This window comes from Streptomyces sp. NPDC048671 (genome assembly GCF_055587045.1).
In genome coordinates this window covers 54838-72835 of sequence record NZ_JBVJHB010000003.1, presented here as the reverse complement: position 1 = coordinate 72835, position 17998 = coordinate 54838, and the positions used below count along the sequence as shown (strand labels likewise).

Below are 17998 nucleotides of genomic sequence, written 5' to 3'. Positions count from 1 at the left end.
CCGGTCACCAGTCCCCGCCGCCGAAGTCACCCCCGAAGTCGCTGCCGGAGTCCCCGCCCCCGAAGCCCGCTCCGAAGTCAGCCGCGTTGAAGTCGGCGCCCGAGAAATCTCCGCCGTCCGGGAGCTCCTCGGCCGGGGTGCCGGTGCCGGCGAATGCCGAGGGAGCACTGATCAGACCGCCGAGCATGGTGCCCACGAGGAGGCCGCCGAGCATGCCGCCCCCGCCCCCGCCGCCGAAGTACCCCCCTGCCCAGGGCGTGTAGGCGGGGCCCGCGTTCCAGTAGGGCTGCCTGCCGTGGCCGGTGTCGACCATCCGGGACCACGGTTCCCCGCCATCGGCCATGCGCGCGGCATCCGCGGCACACGCGGGAACGGGCCGCGGCGTGCCTCCCTGCGGCGCCCACCGCACGTCGGTGGCCGACGGGCCGTGCCGGGGGTCGAAGAAGCACGGGAGCCGGTGTTCGGGCAGCGGGTCACCGCCGCGCCTGGCGGCCAGGGTGGCCAGGGTGAACCGCCCCTGCTCCAGGGTCCCGGTCACCTGCTGGACGTCGTGGGGACGGGTCGCCCCGGCCATCTGTGTCTTGGCCCTGTCGTAGGCGTCCAGCGCGTGGGTGTAGTCCTGCCGCATGTCGTCCGTGGCACCCGGCTCCGACGGCGAGAAGCCGAGGCGGTCCAGCTCCTCGCCGAAGGCCGTGATGTCCTCGTCCACCACGACACGCAGGGCCTCCAGCTCGGTGCGCTCGCGCTCCTGCCTCTTCCTCCTCGACCGGCGGTGGAGGGCGTACGCGCCCGCTCCGACGGCGACGACCACGCCGCCGGCGACCAGCAGCCCGGTGCCCGAGTCGTCCCCGCCGTCCGCCGCCCAGGAGGCCGGTGCGCTGCCGCCGGCCTGCTGGAGCGCCTGTTCGACGAAGCTGTTCAGCTGCGCCCCGGCGTCCTCGGGCGAGGAACGCCCGGTCGCCCCCTTGAGGTTGGCGACGGCGTCGCGGGGCATGACCCGCGCATCGGCGGCCGCGTTGAAGCCGTCACCGAGACGGACCGCGTACACACCGGTGACACCGGTCAGCGACCGCAGATCCTTCAGCAGGGTCGCCTGCGGGAACTCGGCGGACTCGGGCAGCACGGCGACGAATACCGGCCGGTCCGCGTCCTCGATCTTCTTCGCCAGTGCGTCGGCATCGGCCTTCGGGAGCTGCCTCTCGGCCCGTGGGTCGACATAGACGGGACTCTTCCTCAGCGCCTCGGCCACCGCGCCGGTTCCGCCGGCGGCGGCGTGCGCCGGTCCGGGTGCCAGGAACGCGGCGAGGGCCAGGAACACCGCGGCCAGGGCCGTGGCCGGGCGGAGCGCCGGCCGGGCTCCGGTGATGACAGGCATGGAGGTTCTCCTGAAGGGGGCGAGGGGGGCGAAGGGGGGCGAAGGGGTGTGCAGGGCGGTGGGGTCAGCCGTACGAGAGCTTGGCGCAGAGGTCGTCGTCGGCGGAGCGGGCGTCGTCGGCGACCTTGGAGGGCACCGCGGTCGGTGCGGCGGAGGCGGTGGCGGTGGGGTCGTCCGCGTACGACTGCCCGAGGATCACGTTGATGCCCGAGGCAGTGGTGGAGCGGAGCTCCGCGGCGGCGAAGAGCCGGGCGACGGTCCTGGCCCCTTCCTTCTGGCCCGGCCCGTACTCGATGACGGTGGTGCGGTAGTCCTGGGTGCTCGCCGTCGCGGTGCCGGTCACGGTGAAGTCCGCCGCCTTCAGTCCCGCCGCCGCCCGGGAGGCCAGACCGGTGTGGGAGGTGCCGTTGTAGACGGCGACCGCGATGCCCGCGCCGGAAGGCGGCTCGTCGGCGCTGGGCGACGGGGAGGACGAGCCGGAGGGCTTCTCGCCGCTGGCGTCCTGGCCGTCGAGGGTGCGGTCGGCCTTGAGCGCCGCCCACAGGGCGTCGGCGTCCGGCTCGACGATCGCGACGCGCGCCCCCTCGTACCGCCAGGGGATGGTGATGAACTTGGTGTTGTGCAGGTCGATGTTCTTCAGGGACATGACGAAGGAGATCAGTTTCTCGGCCGAACCGAGGCCGGGGTCCACGGTCATGGACTTGGTGGCGGCGTTCGCGAGCGGAAGCAGCCTGGTCGGGGTCAGCCCGTCGCTCTTCACCTTTTTCAGCAGGCTGGCGACGAAGGCCTGCTGGCGTTGGATGCGGCCTATGTCGGAGCCGTCCCCGATCCCGTGCCGCAGACGTACGTAGTCCAGGGCCGCCCGGCCGGAGACGGTCTGTTCCCCCTTGGCGAGGATGCGTTTGCCGCGGGTGGCCCGGTTGGGGTTGATGTCGTTCTCGTACACGTCCTGCGGCAGGCACACCTGGACGCCGTCGACCACCTCCGTCAGCTCGGAGAAGCCCTTGAAGTCGACGACGACGGTGTGGTCGACGCGCAGACCGGTGAGCGCCTCCACGGTGTTCTGGGTGCAGGCGGGATTGCCCTTGGCGGTCTGGCCGACGGAGTAGGCCGAGTTGAACATGACATGGGACTCGGGCCGGCTCCAGCTGCCGTCGGGCAGTTTGCAGCGGGGGATGTCGACGAGGGTGTCGCGGGGAATGGACACGCCGACCGCGTGCTTGCCGTCGGCGTACACGTGCAGCACGAACGCGGTGTCGGAGCGGCCGATGTCGCCCTTGTCGCCGCCGCCCAGTTCGCTGTTGCCGTCGGTCCGCGCGTCCGAACCGATGACCAGGACGTTCTGGCCCTTCGAGGTGGCCGCGGGCCGGTCGTCGGAGATCCCGTCGGCACCGAAGGTGTCGATGTTGCCGCTGAGTTTGAAATAGGCCCAGCCGGCCCCCGCGGTCACGAGCACGAGCAGCGACAGAGATATCCCGAGCACGAGCCGTACCCGGCCGCGCCTGCGCCGCCGGCCGCGGGCGGCTGCCCGAGCGCCGCCGCGGCGCACCGGTGCCGTCTTGTGGCTGCCTGTCATGTGTGCGCTCTCATTCATCCGGTTCATCCAGAGGAGACGACTGACCCCGCCCCAAGGTTGTACAGTTGCGCAATCTAGCAACCTTAAAGACGGGCGCGGTCATCGAGGCACGCACCGGAACGAGCGAGAGAGAGGGTGAGCTGACGCATGCTCCGCAACGGACTGGAACCCTGGCATCTGCTGATCGTGGCGATCGTGGTCATCGTGCTGTTCGGGTCGAAGAAGCTGCCGGACGCCGCCCGCGGGCTGGGGAAGTCGATGCGCATCCTCAAGAGCGAGGCGAAGGCGATGAAGGAGGACTCCCCGGCGCCGGCGGCCGCCCCGGAGCCCGCCCCGGCCGAAGAGGCGCAGGCGCGGACGATCCGGGCCGCCCCCGGCGACGCGGCCTCCGCGCGCCCCGTCCCGGAGAGCGACGCGGCCCCCCGCTGAGTCGCGGTCCGGAGGCCGGTGCGGGGCCCTCCGGTGGCGGCTCGCCCTGTACCCGGCGGATACGGTGGCCGGTGAACGGGGCGTCGCGGGCGCGGGGTCCGTCGTGTCACGCGAGTCCATGACAACGCTTCAATGGTTGCGCAAGCTCTGAACTACAATGGACGCGTCACGCCGGAGCGGCTCACGGCAGGCCCGGCCATCCTCACCTCACCCCAGGAGAAGCAGCACACATGGGCGTCAGCCTTGCCAAGGGTCAGAACGTCGTCCTCAACCGGGACGGCACCCCGCTCGCGGATGTGGCCATCGGCCTGGGCTGGGACGCCCGGCCGGTCGGTGGCACGGACTTCGACCTCGACGCGTCGGCGATCGTCTGCGGGCCGGACCTGAAGGTCTTCTCCGACGCGCACTTCATCTTCTACAACAACCTCACCAGCCCCGACGGCGCGGTGCGGCACACCGGGGACAACCTCACCGGCGACGGGGACGGCGACGACGAGCAGATCCTCGTCGACCTCGACGGCCTCGACGAGAAGGCCACCCAGGTCGTCTTCGCCGTGTCCATTCACGACGCGGAGACGCGCGGTCAGAACTTCGGCCAGGTCAGCGAAGCGTTCATCCGGGTCGTGGACAACCTGACCGGCCGCGAGATGTGCCGCTACGAACTCTCCTACGACGCTGCCGGGGAGACCGCCATGGTCTTCGGCGCCCTCTACCGAAGGGGCGGGGAGTGGAAGTTCCGTGCCATCGGCCAGGGGTACGCGTCGGGCCTGGCCGGGATCGCCACCGACTACGGCGTGAACATCGGCTGACTGCCTTGCGCGGCAAGGCTGACGACAGTCCTGGGTACCGATCTCACCGGGGGACACGTATGAACGGGCCTGGCCAGGTGCAGCCACGCGACCGGATCCACTTCGAGCGCGTGCTGGATCAGGCGCTGAACTCCCCGTCGGTCCGCGAGGCGCTGAGCGGCGCGGACGGGGCCGTGAACGCCGAACAGCTGCGTACCCGCGCGCTGGCGGCGAGCACCGGGATCGCAGCCGCCGCGGACGCCGAGTACCACGGTCTCTTGCAAGTCCGTGGCCGGGCGGACACCTCCGGTGGGGTACGGCCGAGCGCCGGGGGCTCGTCGGGCTTCCGGAGCGGGCTGATGACCGCACTGGTGGTGCTCACGCCCAGCGTGGTGGCCGTGGCCGCGGCCCTCTTCCTGCTGCTCGGGTACGGCCTGCGCCTGAGCGGCGCGCAGCCCCATCTCGCGGACGGGCTGGTGACCGCCGGGTGGACGGCCGCGCTCGTGGCGGCGGCGGCCGCGCTGGCCGGCATCATCGCGATGATCGTGGCGGCTTCGCGCAACCGCTCCACCTCCTACGACACCTACTCCGGTGACGAGCGCCCCGAGGTGGTACAGGAACGCGAGCGATGGCAACGAGCGCTGCTGGAGCGGGGGATGGTGCCGTTCCTGCACCGCGGGGTGCGCGAATCGCTGACCGGGGAAGCCGGTCGCCCGTCCGCACGCCCCGCGCTGCCCGGCGCGGCCGACAGCGCGCGTGAGCGCCCGGCTCGCCCGTCGGACCGGGGCTTCACCGCCCCCGGCTACGCGAGCCCGGACTTCAGCAGCCCGGACTTCGCCGGACCCGGCTCCTCCGGGGCCGAGTAACCCGGCACCGGGGCGGACGCGGCGCCACCTCCCGCGGCTGCGGACTCAGGTGGCGTCGTGATCGAACGGCGGCCGCTCCGCAGACGCCGGGGTGTCCTTCCCGAGGGAAACGGGGCTCGCCGTCCGTTGTGCGGCGGGCTCCGCCGAATCGTCGGCCGCGCCGCGTACCGCGTTCGCGACCTCCGTCAGTTCCTGCCTCGGGTCAAGGGCGTCGCGGATTTCGTCGAGCCCCAGGCCGTCGCCGTCCAGGACGTGTTTGCGCACGAACGTCCTGGGATTCAGGTCCTCGAATTCGAAGTCCTTGAACTCCGGGCCGAGTTCGGACCGGATCTCCTGTTGCGCGTTCTCGGAGAACTCCCGGTACTTCCGGATGAACGTCGACACGTTCTGAATGAGCCCCGGCAGTTTGTCCGGTCCGAAGAGGAGTACCGCGAGGACGGCCAGTGTGACGACTTCCAGCGGGCCCACATCAGAGAACACGGTGCCACTCCTCGGACCCTCACCGCCCCGGCGCCGTGTGCGCCGTCGGGCTTCTCGCTTCGGTCTCCAATACTCTATAGGTTGCGCAAGTGACGGAGTGATAGGGGTCGGCGCACGTTGGGCCGGGGGCCGACGGCTACCTGCCGTCCGGGCCGGCGGCCAGGACGCGGCGGGCGCCGCGTACCACCGCCTCGTCGATCATGCGGCCCGAGTCGTCCACGGCCACCCCCGAGTCCGCCCTCTCGAACCGTTCGATCAGCGCGTGGGCCCGCTCCAGTTCGGCGGCGGCCGGGGTGAACACATCGTTGACGACCGGGACCTGCCCGGGATGGATGCAGCTCCGGCCACCGAATCCCAGGCGTTTGAGCGCGATGGTGGACCGGCGCAGGGCGTCGAGGTCACGGAAGTCGGTGCTGACCGGGCCGAGCGGCGGGGCCAGCCGGGCGGCCGCGCAGGCCAGCACGAGCTGTGTCCTGGGCCAGAGCAACTCCCTCTGGTCCGGCCCGGGTTCGATCCCGGTGTCGGCGCACAGGTCGGCCTCGCCCAGCTGCATGCGGGTCACCCGCGGCCCGCGCGCGATCAGCGGGGCGGACAGCAGGGCGGCCGCGCTCTCCAGGAGCGGGCACAGCGCGATCCACGGAGCCGCGGACAGCGCGTCGGCCACGTCGACGAGGTCACCGACCTGTTCGGTCTTGGCCACCATCAGACCGTTGACGGCCGGCAGGGCCACCTCGCGGGCGTCGGCGACCGCCTCCCGGCCGGAGTTGACCCGCACCCAGATCTCCGGGCCGGCGCGCCGGACGGCCGGTGCGATGCCCTCCAGCCAGGCCGAGGCCGTGGCCCGCGCGTACTCCTTGGAGCCGGGGGCGACGCCGTCCTCCAGGTCCACGATCACCGCGTCGGCGCCCCTGTCGAGGGCCTTCGCCAGCATGTCCGGGCGGTCGCCAGGTACGTACAGGGCGGATCTCATGCGCCGTCTGCCTTTCTGTCCCGCTCGAATGGAATCGGCCGCTGAGCCCGACCGGCGCGGCCGCTCGGAGTGGGCACGCGGTGGGGGAGGGGGGCCCGCCCCCACCGCGTGCGCGGGCGGCCGTGCCGCGTCGCTCAGCTGCCGGTCGGCCGGTGCAGATAGGAGCCGACCGCCTTGTCACCGACCTTGCCGTCGGCCATGATCCGGTTCCCGCGCAGGAAGGTGTCGGTGACCCGGGCCGTCAGCTCGAAGCCCTCGAAGGGGGTGTACTCCTGGGTGGATTCCGAGTCGGCCGCGCGGACGGTCCAGCTGCCCTCCGGGTCGACCAGCGCGATGTCGGCGTCGAGGCCGACGGCGATCCGGCCCTTGGTGGGAAGGCCGTAGCGCTGGGCCGGGTTCCATGCCGTGAGGGCGGCGATCCGGCCCAGCGGCAGGCCGCGCCGGGTGCCCTCGGTGATCATGCCGGGCAGCAGGTACTCGGCCCCGCCGAAGCCCGACTTGGCGAGGAAGATGTCGTCCGCGGGCTCGCCGAACTTCAGCTCCTCGCGGCAGCAGGCGTGGTCGGAGACGACCCAGTCCACCGTGCCGTCCAGGACGTACTCCCACAGGGCCTCGACGTCCTCGCGGGGACGCAGCGGCGGGTTCACCTTGCCGCCGAGGCCGTGTGCGGTGTCGATGTCGGCCAGCAGGTGGCCGACGGTGACCTCGCGGCGGAAGTCGATGTGGGGGAACGCCCTGCTCATGCGTACCGCCGCGTCGACCGCCTTGCGGGAGGACAGGTGCAGCAGGTTGATGGTGGGCAGGCCGGTCTCGTGGGCGAGGTAGGACGCGATGGAGACGGCCAGCCCCTCGGAGTGCTGCGGGCGGGAGGCGCTGTAGGCGGCCAGGCCGGTCAGCTCGCCGGCCTCCTCCACCAGCTTGGTGTACGCCGTCATGATCTCGGCGGTCTCGCAGTGCAGGGACAGCGAGATCTGGTCGGCGATGTCGGGGAACTGCTCACGGGCGGCCTGGATACCGCGCATCACGAACTCGAAGTGGGCGTAGTCGTAGCGCTCGCCCTCGGGTGTCATGAGGAAGGAGCTCTGGTCGGCCGAGCGGCCGTGCAGTCCGTGGCTGCCGTAGAACATGAACACCTTGAACGAGGTGACGCCGTGGTCACGGACCAGAGCCGGGATCTCGGCGATGTGGCCCTTGGACATCGGGGCGAGGTGGTAGGCGTAGTCCACATGGGCGCGGCCCTCGGTCAGTTCCAGCACCTCGGGGAAGAACTCGGCGTACGTGCCGCCCTTGTTGAGGTAGTACTGCCCGGTGCGCATGTAGCTCAGTGCCGAGGTGACACCGCCCTGGGCGCAGGCGCGGCTCTCGCTCGCGGCGTCCTGGTCGAGCGGGTTGTAGATGCCCCAGTGCTGGTGGGCGTCGACGACACCGGGGAAGGCCAGCTTGCCCCCGCCGTCGACCACCTCGGCGGCGCCGGTGACGTCGATTCCGGGGGCGACTTCGGCGATCTTCCCGTTCAGGACGGCGATGTCCGCCGCCCGCGGCTCGTCCTGTTCGTCGGTGACGACCCGGACGTTCCTCACTACGAGGTCGTACTCGGTCATGACTGGCCTCCTGCGAGTGTCTTCAGCTCGGCCAGGGGGCTGAGCAGATCTTGGATACGGTCGAGTCCGGCGAGGTTCAGGCCCCGGTCCATCACGAGATCGATGGCGGAGCCGGAGAGCCGGCCGGCGGTGTTGTCGCGGAACTTCAGGGCGAGTTCGGCGTCCGACAGCGGTCGGTCGGGGCCGCCCCGGTTGCTGAGCACCTCCTGCCGCCAGACGCGGCCGTCGCTGTCATGGGCGGTGAGCACCGCGGGGAACTGCTCGGGGAAGATGCCGGTGGCCATGTCGTCGGCGACGACCTCGACCTTGGCCATCAGCTCCCGGCGGGCGGGGTCGCGGGCGAGTTCGTCGGTGAAGTCGTCCAGCCCGAGGCCGAGTCCGCGCCCCCCGCCGAGAAGCCCGGCGGCCACCATGTAGGGGCCGGAGAACTGGGCCTGATAGCCCGTCTCGGGGGCGCGCTTGCGGTCGATCGGCTGGCCGATCGTGCGGACCACCGGCGCCGGCACGCCGAGCACGAGGCGCTCCACGCGCGCCGGGTCCAGGCCCTGCTCGCGCAGCGCCATGGCGGCGTCGGCCGCTGTGTGGGTGAAGTGGTTGGCCGGGTACGGCTTGAAGAAGATGCCGGGCACGGCCCACTCGGTGCCGAGGCCGTCGGTGATGGCCGTGGGGTCGTAGACGCCGTGCAGGAACGCCTCGAAGAACCCGAAGCGCCCCTCCAGGACGGTGGGCGGTCCGGTGAAGCCGCGGCGCACCAGCTGGGCGGCGGTGACGGCGGACTGCGCGGCCAGACCGCAGTGCAGCCGCTTCACGGTGCCACCGGTGCGGTTCGCCTCGATGATGCCGCCCGCCATGGAGGCCGTGATGCCGAGCACGTCCACGAGGCCGTCCGTGGTGAGGCCCAGGAGCAGCCCGGCGGCGACGGCGCCGCCGAGCGCGCCGCAGATCGAGGTGGCGTGCTGCCCGTGCTCGAAGAAGGTGGAGTTCCCGGAGTCGCGGTCGTAGCCGGCCATGCCGAGCCGTACGCACACCTCCAGGCCCACCGCGATGGCCCGGATGGTGTGGCGGCCGTCCGCGCCGGCGGCCTCGGCGGCGGCGAGCGCGGCGGGGACGACGGAGGCGCTGGGGTGCAGGACGGACGGCAGATGGGTGTCGTCGTAGTCGAGGGAGTGCGCGAGCACGCCGTTGGCGAGAGCGGCGAGCGGGGCGGGCACCGGTGTGCCGCCGCCGCCCACGACCGTGGCCGTCGGCCGTCCGCCCTGTTCGAGGACATGCTCGACGATCGCGGCGGAGGTGGGCAGCCGGTGGGCGGCCACACAGAGGCCGAGCACGTCGATGACCCGCTTGCGGACGCTGTCGTCGACCTCGCGCGGAAGGGCCTCGTACGAGGTCTCGGCGGCGAACTCGGCGAGGTGCCGGGCGAGGGTGGGCTCAGCCACGGCTGTCTCCCGCCGACGGGTCGCTCACCACGGCCAGCGGGCGCACGGGGGACCCGGTGGCACCGAAGAGCGGCAGCGGCGACAGCACGAAGGTGAACTCGTGGACCTGCCGGGCCGCGATCTCCTCCAGGTCGAGGGTCTCGATGATGTAGATGCCGGACTCCACCAGGAGGACCCGGTGCGCGGGCAGGCTGGCGTGACCGGCTCCCGGCGCCAGCCGTTCGAAGGCGATGGAGTCGGCGCCCGCCGCGTGCACCCCGCGTGCGGCGAGCCACTGTGCCCCGGCCTCGCCGACGCCGGGGACGCCGGAGTCGTTGCCGATGAAGCCCTCGCGGTCCGGGCCGTCGAACCGGCGCCCCCAGCCGCTGCGGACGAGCACGACGTCACCGCGCTCCACGGGGGTGCCCTGAAGGCGTTCGGCGGCCTCCAGATCGGCGACCGTGATCTCCTGGCCGGGCTCGCAGACCTCGGTGCCGAGCGCCGCGGGCACATCGAGCAGGACGCCCCGGCGCACCATCGGGGCGATGGTGTGCACCCCGTGGTCGGGGTAGACGCCGCCGATCCCGGCGGTCCGGGCGTCGGCTCCGCCGTACAGCTTCCCGTTGTGGGAGACATGGGCGAGGGCGTCGATGTGGGTGCCGACGTGGGTGCCCATGACGAGCATGTCGTTGGCGGCCGAACCGCCGTCCGCGCGCACCCGGTCGCCGTGGCGGCGCGGCAGGGTGTGCCAGTAGGCGGGGTGGTTGGGCGACTGGGGCATACCGATGTAGAGCCGGCGGCCGAGGTCGAGGACGCGTACTCCCTCGCGTACCGCTGCCAGGAGCGGATCCCGCCTTCCGGTGGGCGCCGGCTGTGTGATCGATGCGGTCTTGTTCATGGTGCGTCCCGTCTCTGTCTCTGTGGTGCTGTGTGCTGCTGCCGGCGCGGCGGGGCCGTGGCCACCGCCTAGGGAGTGTTTTAGAAGTAGCGTCGGCCGCCCGGAGGGCGGGTCTCGCGTGGTCCGGTGCGTGCGATCGCAAGGCGCCGGGGTGCCCTCGTAGCGGAGCTACTAGGGCATTTCGGCAACGCGGCGAGCGTGCGTGCCGGACCACGCGAGACAGACGGGACTTCTAAAACACGACCTAGGTCAGGAGACGACCTTGCGTTCCCGCAGGGCCGCCAGTTCCTCGGGGCCGACGCCCAGTTCCCCGGTGAGTACGTGTTCGGTGTCGGCGCCGTGCGCGCGTCCGGTGAAGCGGATCGCTCCCGGTGTGCCGGACATCCGCCACATGACGTTGTGCATGAGGAGCGGGCCGAAGTCCTCGTCCTCCACGGTGGTGAGCATCTCGGTGGCCCGGATGTGGGGGTCCTCGACGAGGTCCCGCGCGTCGTAGACGGGTGCCACCGCGGCGCCGGCCTCGGTGAACTCGGCGATGACCTTCTCGCGGGTGCGTTCGGCGATCCAGCCGCCGACGAGGCCGTCGAGCAGATCGGCGTGGGCGGCCCGGCCGCCCCCGGTGGCGAACCACTCCTCCCGGACGACCTCCGGATGGCCGACGAGTTCCAGGACGCGTTCGGCGATCCGCTGGGCGCTGGTGGAGACGGCCACCCAGTGGCCGTCGCTGGTGCGGTAGGTGTTGCGCGGGGCGTTGTTGGTGGAGCGGTTGCCGTGCCGTTGCGCCACGACGCCGAGCTGGTCGTAGACCGTCGGGGACGGCCCGACGGCGGCCATGATGGGCTCGATCAGGTTCATGTCGATGACCTGGCCGCGGTGGTCCGGGTCCCGTTCCCGGTGGTAGAGGGCCATGGTGACGGCGGACGAGGCGGCGATCCCGCAGATGGTGTCGGCGAGGCCGAACGCCGGGAGCGTGGGCGGGCCGTCGGGTTCGCCGGTCAGATGGGCGAAGCCGCTCATCGCCTCGGCGAGGGTGCCGAATCCGGCTCGGGAGGCGTAGGGGCCGGTCTGCCCGAAGCCCGTGACGCGGACGAGCACCAGGCCCGGGTTGATCCCGTGCAGGACCTCGGGGCCCAGGCCCCATCGCTCCAGGGTGCCGGGGCGGAAGTTCTCCACGACGACATCGGCGTCCGCCACCAGGCGGCGGAAGAGGGCGGCCCCGTCCGGATCGGAGAGGCTGAGGCCGACGGTGCGCTTGTTGCGCGATATCTCCTTCCACCACAGCGGTATGCCGTTCTTGGACTCGCCGTGGCCGCGCATCCCGTCCCCGGCGACCGGGTGCTCGATCTTGATCACGTCGGCGCCGAAGTCGCCGAGCAGCTGGGCGCAGAGCGGCCCGGCCAGGATGGTGGAGGCGTCGATGACGCGGATGCCCCGCAGGGGGCCCTGTCCGGGGTCCGGGGCCTCCCGCGCCGGGCCGGCCTGTGCCGAAGTCGTCATGGTGCGTCCTTTCGTTCCTCGGCGGTGTCCCGTACGGAGCCGAGGTCGGCGGAGATGTTGTCGGCGGCCGAGGTGACCCATTCGCCGAGCTGACGGCTGCTGGCCTCGCTGAACATGGCCTTCGTCCCGCACACCGAGACCGAGCCGACGACCTGGCCGATCGGCCCGTGCAGGGCGGCGGCGACGCTGGCGGCCTCCACCTGCCGTTCCCCCACGCTGACCGCGTAGCCGGTGGTGCGGATGACCGCGATCTCCCCGCGCAGCGTCGCGGCGGAGGTGATGGTGGCGTCGGTGACGCCGTCCAGACGGTGGTGGTCGATGTAGTCCTCCACCTCGGAGTCGGGGAGTGCGGCGAGGATGGCCTTCGAGGAGGAACCGGCGTGCAGCGGGTGGCTGGTGCCGAGCGCCACCGACATCCGGATCTCCTGGCGGGAGAGGACCTGGTCGACGTACACCCGGGACCAGCCCTGGCGCAGCGAGAGGGTCGTGGTCTGGCCGGTGCGCTCGGACAGGGCGATCAGATGGCGGTGGGCGATGGTGGGGATGTCGAGTTCGCGCATCGCGGCGAGCCCGATGGTGAGGGCGCCGGGGCCCATCCGGTAGGCCTTGGTGTCCTCCTCGAAGGCGAGGAAGTTCCCTGCCACGAGTTCGCGCAGGATGCGGTGGGCCACCGCCTTCGGCAGCTCTGTCTCCCGTGCGATCACCGAGACACCCTGCGCGTGCGGGGCACGTGCCACGGCGTCGATCACCGCGAGGGCTCGGGCGATCCCGGAACGGCTGCGGCTGTTGTGCTCTTCGGTGTCATCGATGACGGTCATGGGATCCTCGGTCGGTCGGCCGCCCCGTCTGCGGGGCACGGCGTGGGTGGTCACGGCGGATGGAGAGCCCGGTGGTGTCAGGAACCGCCGGCGACCTCCGTGATGACCTCGATATTGCCTCGAACGGCGTTGGAGTAGGGGCAGATGGTGTGGGTCAGGGCCACCAGCTCCTCCAGCGTCTCCTGCGGGCATTCGGGCGCCGTGACGCTCAGCCGGACCGCGATCGCGTACGCCCCGCCCGGGACGGTGCCGAGGGTGACGGACGCGGTGACGGTGACCGGTCCGGCGGTGACGCGCCGACGGCGCTCGGCCACGCCCAACGCGCCGCCGAAGCAGGCCGCGTACCCCGCGGCGAACAGTTCCTCCGGGTCGGTGCCGGTGTCGCCCCCGGCGCGCTCGGCCGGCCGGGTCAGGGCCACGTCCAGCGAACCGGTACGGGAGCGTGCGCGTCCCGCGCGCCCGTCCGACACCTCCACGACGGCGGTGAAGACCGGCTTGAACGACGGCTCGGCGGCGGCCGCGTGGGCCAGTACGTGGGCGGCCACGGCGTCCGCGAACTCCTGCGGCCGCTCCTCGGCGACGAAGTCGGTGCCGCCCTCGACACGGACCAGCGGGGCGTCCGGGAACGCCGCCGTGACGACGTCGTTCATCCGGTCGAGGACGTCCTCGCTGCCGTGCAGCAGCAGGGTCGGTACGCCCTTGAGGGCGTCGGTGTCGGTCCGGTGGGCGAAGACGGCGCGGTAGGCGACGCCGTAGTCCGGGCCGACGCTGAGGTATTCGGCGATCTGGCGGCTGCACGACTCGGCGGAGATGGTCGGATAGAGCCACCTGACCCGGTTCCAGGCGACCTGGAGGTGGCTGCCGTCGAGGGCGGGGCGGTAGCCGGGCGCGTAGCCGGCGGCCTTCTCGGCCCGCTCCTCGTCGCTGTAGAGCGGGATGCCCTGGAAGACCAGGCTCAGTACCCGGTCGCGCCGCAGGCGCGTGGCCTCGGCGGCGATGATCGCGCCGGTGTGCTGGCCCAGGAGGTGGATCCTGTCGAGCCCGAGGGCGTCGGTGATCTGCCACAGGGCCGCGGCGTACTCGGGAATGGACCACGGGGCCGGTGCGGCGTCCGACATCCCGAAGCCGGGGATGTCGATGGCGACGGTGTTCAGGCCGTGCGCGCCGAGCGCGGCCATGGCCGGTTCGTAGGTGGCCGAGGAGAGCGGTGACTGGTGGACGAGGACCAGGGCGGGGCCGGCGGTGTCACCGGAGCGGCGGTAGTGGACCTGGCCCCAGGGCAGTTCGAGGTATCCGCGGTGGGCGGTGCCCCTCAGATGCGTGGCGTGGGCGCTCATTCCGTCGCCGCCATCGCGGCCATGATCGCGACCACGTGCTTGATGCCCATGCGGTAGTCCTCCAGGCGGATGTGCTCGTTGGGGCCGTCGATACCGGCGTCGGCCCTGGAGACGCCCACGCCGACGATGGGCAGATGGGCCAGGACGCCCTGGTTGCCGATCCACTGGGTGTACGGCTCGATCAGGGGCTCGGCGTCGTAGGCGGCGCGGGCGGTCTCGGCGACGAGGCCCACGAACGGATCGGTGTGGTCGGTGCGGTGCGGGGAGCTGGAGGCCATCACATCGAGGACCACGTCCTCGAAGCCCGCCGCGGTGAGGTGGGCGCGGACGGTTTCCAGGACGCGCTCGGGGTCCTGGCCGGGGACGAGCCGGATCTCGACCTTGGCGGTGGCGGTGGCGGGGATGCCGAGGGTGACGTCGTCGGCGTTGTTGCCGCCCTCGACGCCGGCGATGGTGATGGTCGGGACGGTACGGATGGCGACGGCGGCCTCGGAGTCGCTCAGGCCGCCCCGGAAGGCGTCGACCCCGGCCCGGCCCTTCAGGAACGCGCCGTCGAACGGCATCGTCCCCAGCAGGGCGAGCTCGGCGTCGGTGGGCACTCGGGCATCGTCCGCGAAGCCCTTGACGGCGGCGGTGCCGTCGGGGTTGACGAGTGCGGCCAGCGCGCCGACGAGCCGAGCGGTGGCGGACGGCAGCAGCGCGGTGTTCTGGCTGGTCAGCTCACGGCTGAGGGTGGTGGAGGTGAGCCGCAGGTACAGGACGCCCTTCTCGCCGAGCTTCAGCAGCGGCCTGCCCTCACCGTCGCACCAGGAGTTCTCCCACAGCGCGGCGTCGGCGGCGAGCCGGTCCGCGTACGCCCCGACGAAGGAGCCGAGACCGGGACTGTGCAGCCACTGCTTCCCCTCCATGATGTAACGGCTGGTGACCGGGGGCTGCTGGCCGGAGAGCCGCCAGGCGGCCGCGGCGTGCACCCGTGACATGAGGGCGCCCTTGTCGTCGGCGACACCTCGGGCGTAGATCCGGCCGTCGTGGATCTCGGCCGCGTACGGCGGACTGATCCACTCGGATTCGTCGCCGGTGGGCTCCACCTCGACGTCGTAGTGGTTGAAGTGGAGGAGGCGCTGCTCGCCGCCGCCGATCTCGGCGATGACGTAGGGATGCGACTTCTCCCACGGGACGACCTCGGCGGTGCCTCCCCAGCGTTCCACGGATTCCTTGAGGAACTCCGCCGTGGCGGCCATCTGTTCGGGTTCCTGGCGCCTGCTGCGCAGACGGCTCAGCTCCTGGAGTTCGGTGACGAAGGTGTCGAAGTGCTCGTCGACGGCTCTGAGGGCGGCGTCGAGGTCGATCTCGGGCATGGGCGATGCTCCAATTCCGGGGATGCGGGCGGCCGGCGGGGACGCGGGCTGCCGGGGGTGCGGGCCGTCGGGTGCGGGCCGCGGGGTCAGTGGATGACAACTCCGCCGTCCACGAAGACCGTCTGACCGGTCGTCATGGCGGCTGCGGGACTGAGGAGATGGGCGACGGTGAGGGCGACGTCGAGCGGTCCGGCCATCCGGCCGAGCGGGATACTCGCCAGCTTCTCCGCCATGTAGTCGCCGTTCGCCCGTACATCCTTTGTCATGGCGGTCGGGACGATGGTGGGGCCGACGGCGTTCACCCGGATGTTGTCGCCGGCCCACTCCAGGGCCAGGACCCGGGCCATGTGCATGACCCCGGCCTTGCTGACGCAGTATCCGAGGGTGTCGAGCACCGCGATGTGGCCGTTGGTGGAGCCGATGTTGACGATGCTGGCCGCACCGGCGGCGCGCAGCGCGGGGTAGGCGGCCTGTGACATCCGGAAGGTACCGGTGAGGTTGACGTCGATGACCCGGACGAAATCCTCCTCCGGCATGGTGGCGGCCGGTCCCCTGGTGACGATCCCGGCGTTGTTGACGAGGTGGTCCAGGCGCCCGTGGGCCGCGACGGCCTCCTCGACCGTGTTCCGGCAGGACCGCACGGAGGTGATGTCGAGATGATGGCGGGTGTGCCCGTCACCGGCGGGCAGGGTGTCCTCCCACTCCTCCGGGGGGACGATGTCGGCGGCGGCGACCGTCGCGCCGAGCCCGGCCAGGCGGGCGGCGATGGCGGCGCCGATCCCCCGGGCGGCCCCTGTCACCAGGGCCACCCTGCCGTCGAAGCGCGTGGGGTCGGTCTCCGGGGCGCTCATGCGCCGATCACCGTGTTGTCCTCGGCCCAGAACGCGAACCTCTTCTGGGCGAGCCGGATGATGAAGTGCGCGATCAGACCGAGCACCGACAGGACGACCAGGACCGCGAACATCCCGGCGATGTCGAAGTTGTAGTTGGTCTGGAGCAGCAGGTACCCCAGGCCCTCCTTGGCTCCGATGAACTCGCCGACGACCGCCCCGAGGATCGCGAACACGATCCCGATGTCGAGGCCGGCGAAGATGAACGGCAGGGCGCTGGGCAGCCGCACCTTCCGGAACACGTCGAACTTGCTCGCCCCGAAGACGGTCATCATCTGCACCCGGTCGGCGTCCGCCGAGCGCAGCCCCTCGACCACGTTGACCAGCACGGGGAAGAACGAGATGACCGCGGCCATCACGACCTTGCTGGTCATGTCGAAGCCGAACCAGACCACGAACAGCGGCGCGAGGGCCACCTTCGGCACGGTCTGGAAGGCCACGATGTACGGCATCAGGGTCTTCTCGACCAGCCTGACCTGGGAGATGGCCGTGCCGAGCACGAGCGCGGCACAGACTCCCAGCACGAAGCCGAACAGCGACTCCATCATGGTGACCTTCACGTGCGTCCAGAACATCGCGTCGGACAACTGGGTGACCAGCGCCTCGGCGATCTGACTGGGCCGGGGCAGCACGTACTCGTCGACCCCGAGAGCCGGGACCAGGTACTCCCACAGGAGCACGACCGCCACGAAGACTCCGGGGACCAGGATCCACTCGGGATGGTCCCGCACATCGCGCCGGCGCCGGGGGCTGTTGGGCGTCGCGGGGGCGGCCGCCGGGCCGTTCTGCCCGGCGGGTCGCGTACCGGCGTCGCCGTTGTCCGGGCCTTCCTGGGTCTTCGTCATGAGCGGCCTCATCAGTCGATCACGCCTTGGGCGTTGAAGTAGTGGCGGATCCGCTCGACGTAGACGCCGGCCCGGTCGGAGGCCATGACGCCGAGGTCGCGCGGGCGTTCGATGTCGATGTCGATGACCTCCGCGATCCGGCCGGGCCGGGGGCTGAGGACCACCACCCGGTCGGAGAGGAACACCGCCTCGGGAATGGAGTGGGTGACGAGCACGACCGTCTTGCCGCTCTCCCGCCAGATCCGCAGGAGTTCGACGTTCATGTACTCGCGTGTCATGGCGTCGAGCGCGCCGAACGGCTCGTCCATGAGCAGGACCGCCGGATCGTGGACCAGGGCGCGGCAGATGCCGGCCCGCTGCTGCATGCCGCCGCTGAGTTCGTCCGGGTACTTGTCCTCGAATCCGCTGAGCCCGACCATCTCCAGCAGCTGTCCCGCCCGTTCGCGGTAGGTGACCCGGTCGAGGCGCTGGATCTCGACCGGGACCATCACGTTCTGCAGGATGGTGCGCCAGGGCAGGAGGGTGGCCGCCTGGAAGACCATGCCGACCTCGGGCAGCGGACCGTCGACATCGCGTCCGGCCACCCGGACGGTGCCCGCGGTCCTGGGGATGAGCCCGGCCAGGATCTTCAGCAGGGTTGTCTTGCCGCAGCCCGAGGGCCCGACCACGGAGATGAACTCACCGCGCCTGACCTTGAGATCGATGTCGGACAGCGCGTGGGTGGGTTCGGACTTGCGGGGACGGTAGACCTTGTTCAGACCGCCCAGTTCGATCCAGCTGCTCTCGTCCGCTTCCGCGACGGCTGCCGGGTTCCGGCGGCGCCCGAGGGTCTTCACGGCCATGGTGGCCTCCTTG

General features: G+C 71.5%; 17 protein-coding genes. 3 read left to right on the top strand and 14 right to left on the bottom strand.

All coding sequences use genetic code 11. The features are described from left to right. Nucleotides 1-4 precede the first annotated feature (4 nt). Together ACZ6S6_RS07220 and ACZ6S6_RS07215 are read right to left on the bottom strand one after the other, a co-directional pair. On the bottom strand, nt 5-1375 hold the full coding sequence (locus ACZ6S6_RS07220; RefSeq protein ID WP_469704288.1) for a hypothetical protein: 1371 nt from the start codon (nt 1373-1375) through the stop codon (nt 5-7). 64 nt (nt 1376-1439) lie between these two features. Then, the gene (locus ACZ6S6_RS07215) at nt 1440-2951 is read right to left on the bottom strand and encodes an LCP family protein (RefSeq protein ID WP_469704287.1); all 1512 of its coding nucleotides are present in this window, start codon (nt 2949-2951) and stop codon (nt 1440-1442) included. A gap of 147 nt (nt 2952-3098) precedes the next feature. On the opposite strand from ACZ6S6_RS07215, the gene tatA reads away from it, so the two are divergent. The 3 genes from tatA to ACZ6S6_RS07200 all read left to right on the top strand — a co-directional run bounded on the left by tatA (nt 3099) and on the right by ACZ6S6_RS07200 (nt 5034). After that, nucleotides 3099-3380, top strand: coding sequence for a Sec-independent protein translocase subunit TatA (gene tatA, locus ACZ6S6_RS07210; protein ID WP_469704286.1), 282 nt, complete (start codon nt 3099-3101; stop codon nt 3378-3380). A gap of 230 nt (nt 3381-3610) precedes the next feature. Further along, nucleotides 3611-4189: a TerD family protein gene (locus ACZ6S6_RS07205; protein WP_469704285.1), complete on the top strand. Its 579-nt coding sequence runs from the start codon at nt 3611-3613 to the stop codon at nt 4187-4189. Nucleotides 4190-4248: 59 nt separating this feature from the next. Then, complete coding sequence (locus ACZ6S6_RS07200; RefSeq protein ID WP_469704284.1) at nt 4249-5034, top strand: hypothetical protein; 786 nt, start codon at nt 4249-4251, stop codon at nt 5032-5034. A gap of 45 nt (nt 5035-5079) precedes the next feature. Here the strand turns inward: ACZ6S6_RS07200 and ACZ6S6_RS07195 are convergent, their stop codons facing one another. The 12 genes from ACZ6S6_RS07195 to ACZ6S6_RS07140 form a co-directional block, all read right to left on the bottom strand. Next, nucleotides 5080-5514 carry a sec-independent translocase gene (locus ACZ6S6_RS07195; protein WP_469704283.1) on the bottom strand — a complete coding sequence of 145 codons (435 nt, stop codon included), beginning with the start codon at nt 5512-5514 and terminating at the stop codon, nt 5080-5082. Nucleotides 5515-5650: 136 nt separating this feature from the next. After that, nucleotides 5651-6484 (bottom strand): HpcH/HpaI aldolase/citrate lyase family protein, encoded by an 834-nt coding sequence (locus ACZ6S6_RS07190; RefSeq protein ID WP_469704282.1) that lies wholly within the window; start codon nt 6482-6484, stop codon nt 5651-5653. Between the two features lie 134 nt (nt 6485-6618). Further along, nucleotides 6619-8085 carry a dihydroorotase gene (locus ACZ6S6_RS07185; protein WP_469704281.1) on the bottom strand — a complete coding sequence of 489 codons (1467 nt, stop codon included), beginning with the start codon at nt 8083-8085 and terminating at the stop codon, nt 6619-6621. Next, a complete protein-coding gene (locus ACZ6S6_RS07180; RefSeq protein ID WP_362958099.1) occupies nt 8082-9521 on the bottom strand; it encodes an MmgE/PrpD family protein in 1440 nt (479 codons plus the stop codon). Before ACZ6S6_RS07180 ends, ACZ6S6_RS07185 begins: the two co-directional genes overlap by 4 nt. Continuing rightward, nucleotides 9514-10398, bottom strand: coding sequence for a cyclase family protein (locus tag ACZ6S6_RS07175; RefSeq protein WP_362958102.1), 885 nt, complete (start codon nt 10396-10398; stop codon nt 9514-9516). Before ACZ6S6_RS07175 ends, ACZ6S6_RS07180 begins: the two co-directional genes overlap by 8 nt. A gap of 249 nt (nt 10399-10647) precedes the next feature. Continuing rightward, a complete protein-coding gene (locus ACZ6S6_RS07170; RefSeq protein WP_469704280.1) occupies nt 10648-11895 on the bottom strand; it encodes a CaiB/BaiF CoA transferase family protein in 1248 nt (415 codons plus the stop codon). After that, nucleotides 11892-12713: an IclR family transcriptional regulator gene (locus ACZ6S6_RS07165; protein WP_469704279.1), complete on the bottom strand. Its 822-nt coding sequence runs from the start codon at nt 12711-12713 to the stop codon at nt 11892-11894. Before ACZ6S6_RS07165 ends, ACZ6S6_RS07170 begins: the two co-directional genes overlap by 4 nt. 77 nt (nt 12714-12790) lie before the next feature. Beyond that, nucleotides 12791-14050, bottom strand: a complete 1260-nt coding sequence (locus ACZ6S6_RS07160) for an Ohr family peroxiredoxin (RefSeq protein ID WP_469704278.1) — start codon at nt 14048-14050, stop codon at nt 12791-12793. Next, nucleotides 14047-15408: a M20/M25/M40 family metallo-hydrolase gene (locus tag ACZ6S6_RS07155; protein WP_469704277.1), complete on the bottom strand. Its 1362-nt coding sequence runs from the start codon at nt 15406-15408 to the stop codon at nt 14047-14049. The genes ACZ6S6_RS07160 and ACZ6S6_RS07155 overlap by 4 nt, the downstream gene beginning before the upstream one ends. An 86-nt stretch (nt 15409-15494) precedes the next feature. Beyond that, nucleotides 15495-16259: an SDR family NAD(P)-dependent oxidoreductase gene (locus ACZ6S6_RS07150; protein ID WP_362958116.1), complete on the bottom strand. Its 765-nt coding sequence runs from the start codon at nt 16257-16259 to the stop codon at nt 15495-15497. Beyond that, nucleotides 16256-17143, bottom strand: a complete 888-nt coding sequence (locus ACZ6S6_RS07145; RefSeq protein WP_362958118.1) for an ABC transporter permease — start codon at nt 17141-17143, stop codon at nt 16256-16258. Before ACZ6S6_RS07145 ends, ACZ6S6_RS07150 begins: the two co-directional genes overlap by 4 nt. Nucleotides 17144-17154: 11 nt before the next feature. Next, entirely contained in the window at nt 17155-17985 is an 831-nt protein-coding gene (locus ACZ6S6_RS07140; protein WP_469704276.1) for an ABC transporter ATP-binding protein, read from the bottom strand. Nucleotides 17986-17998: the final 13 nt, after the last annotated feature.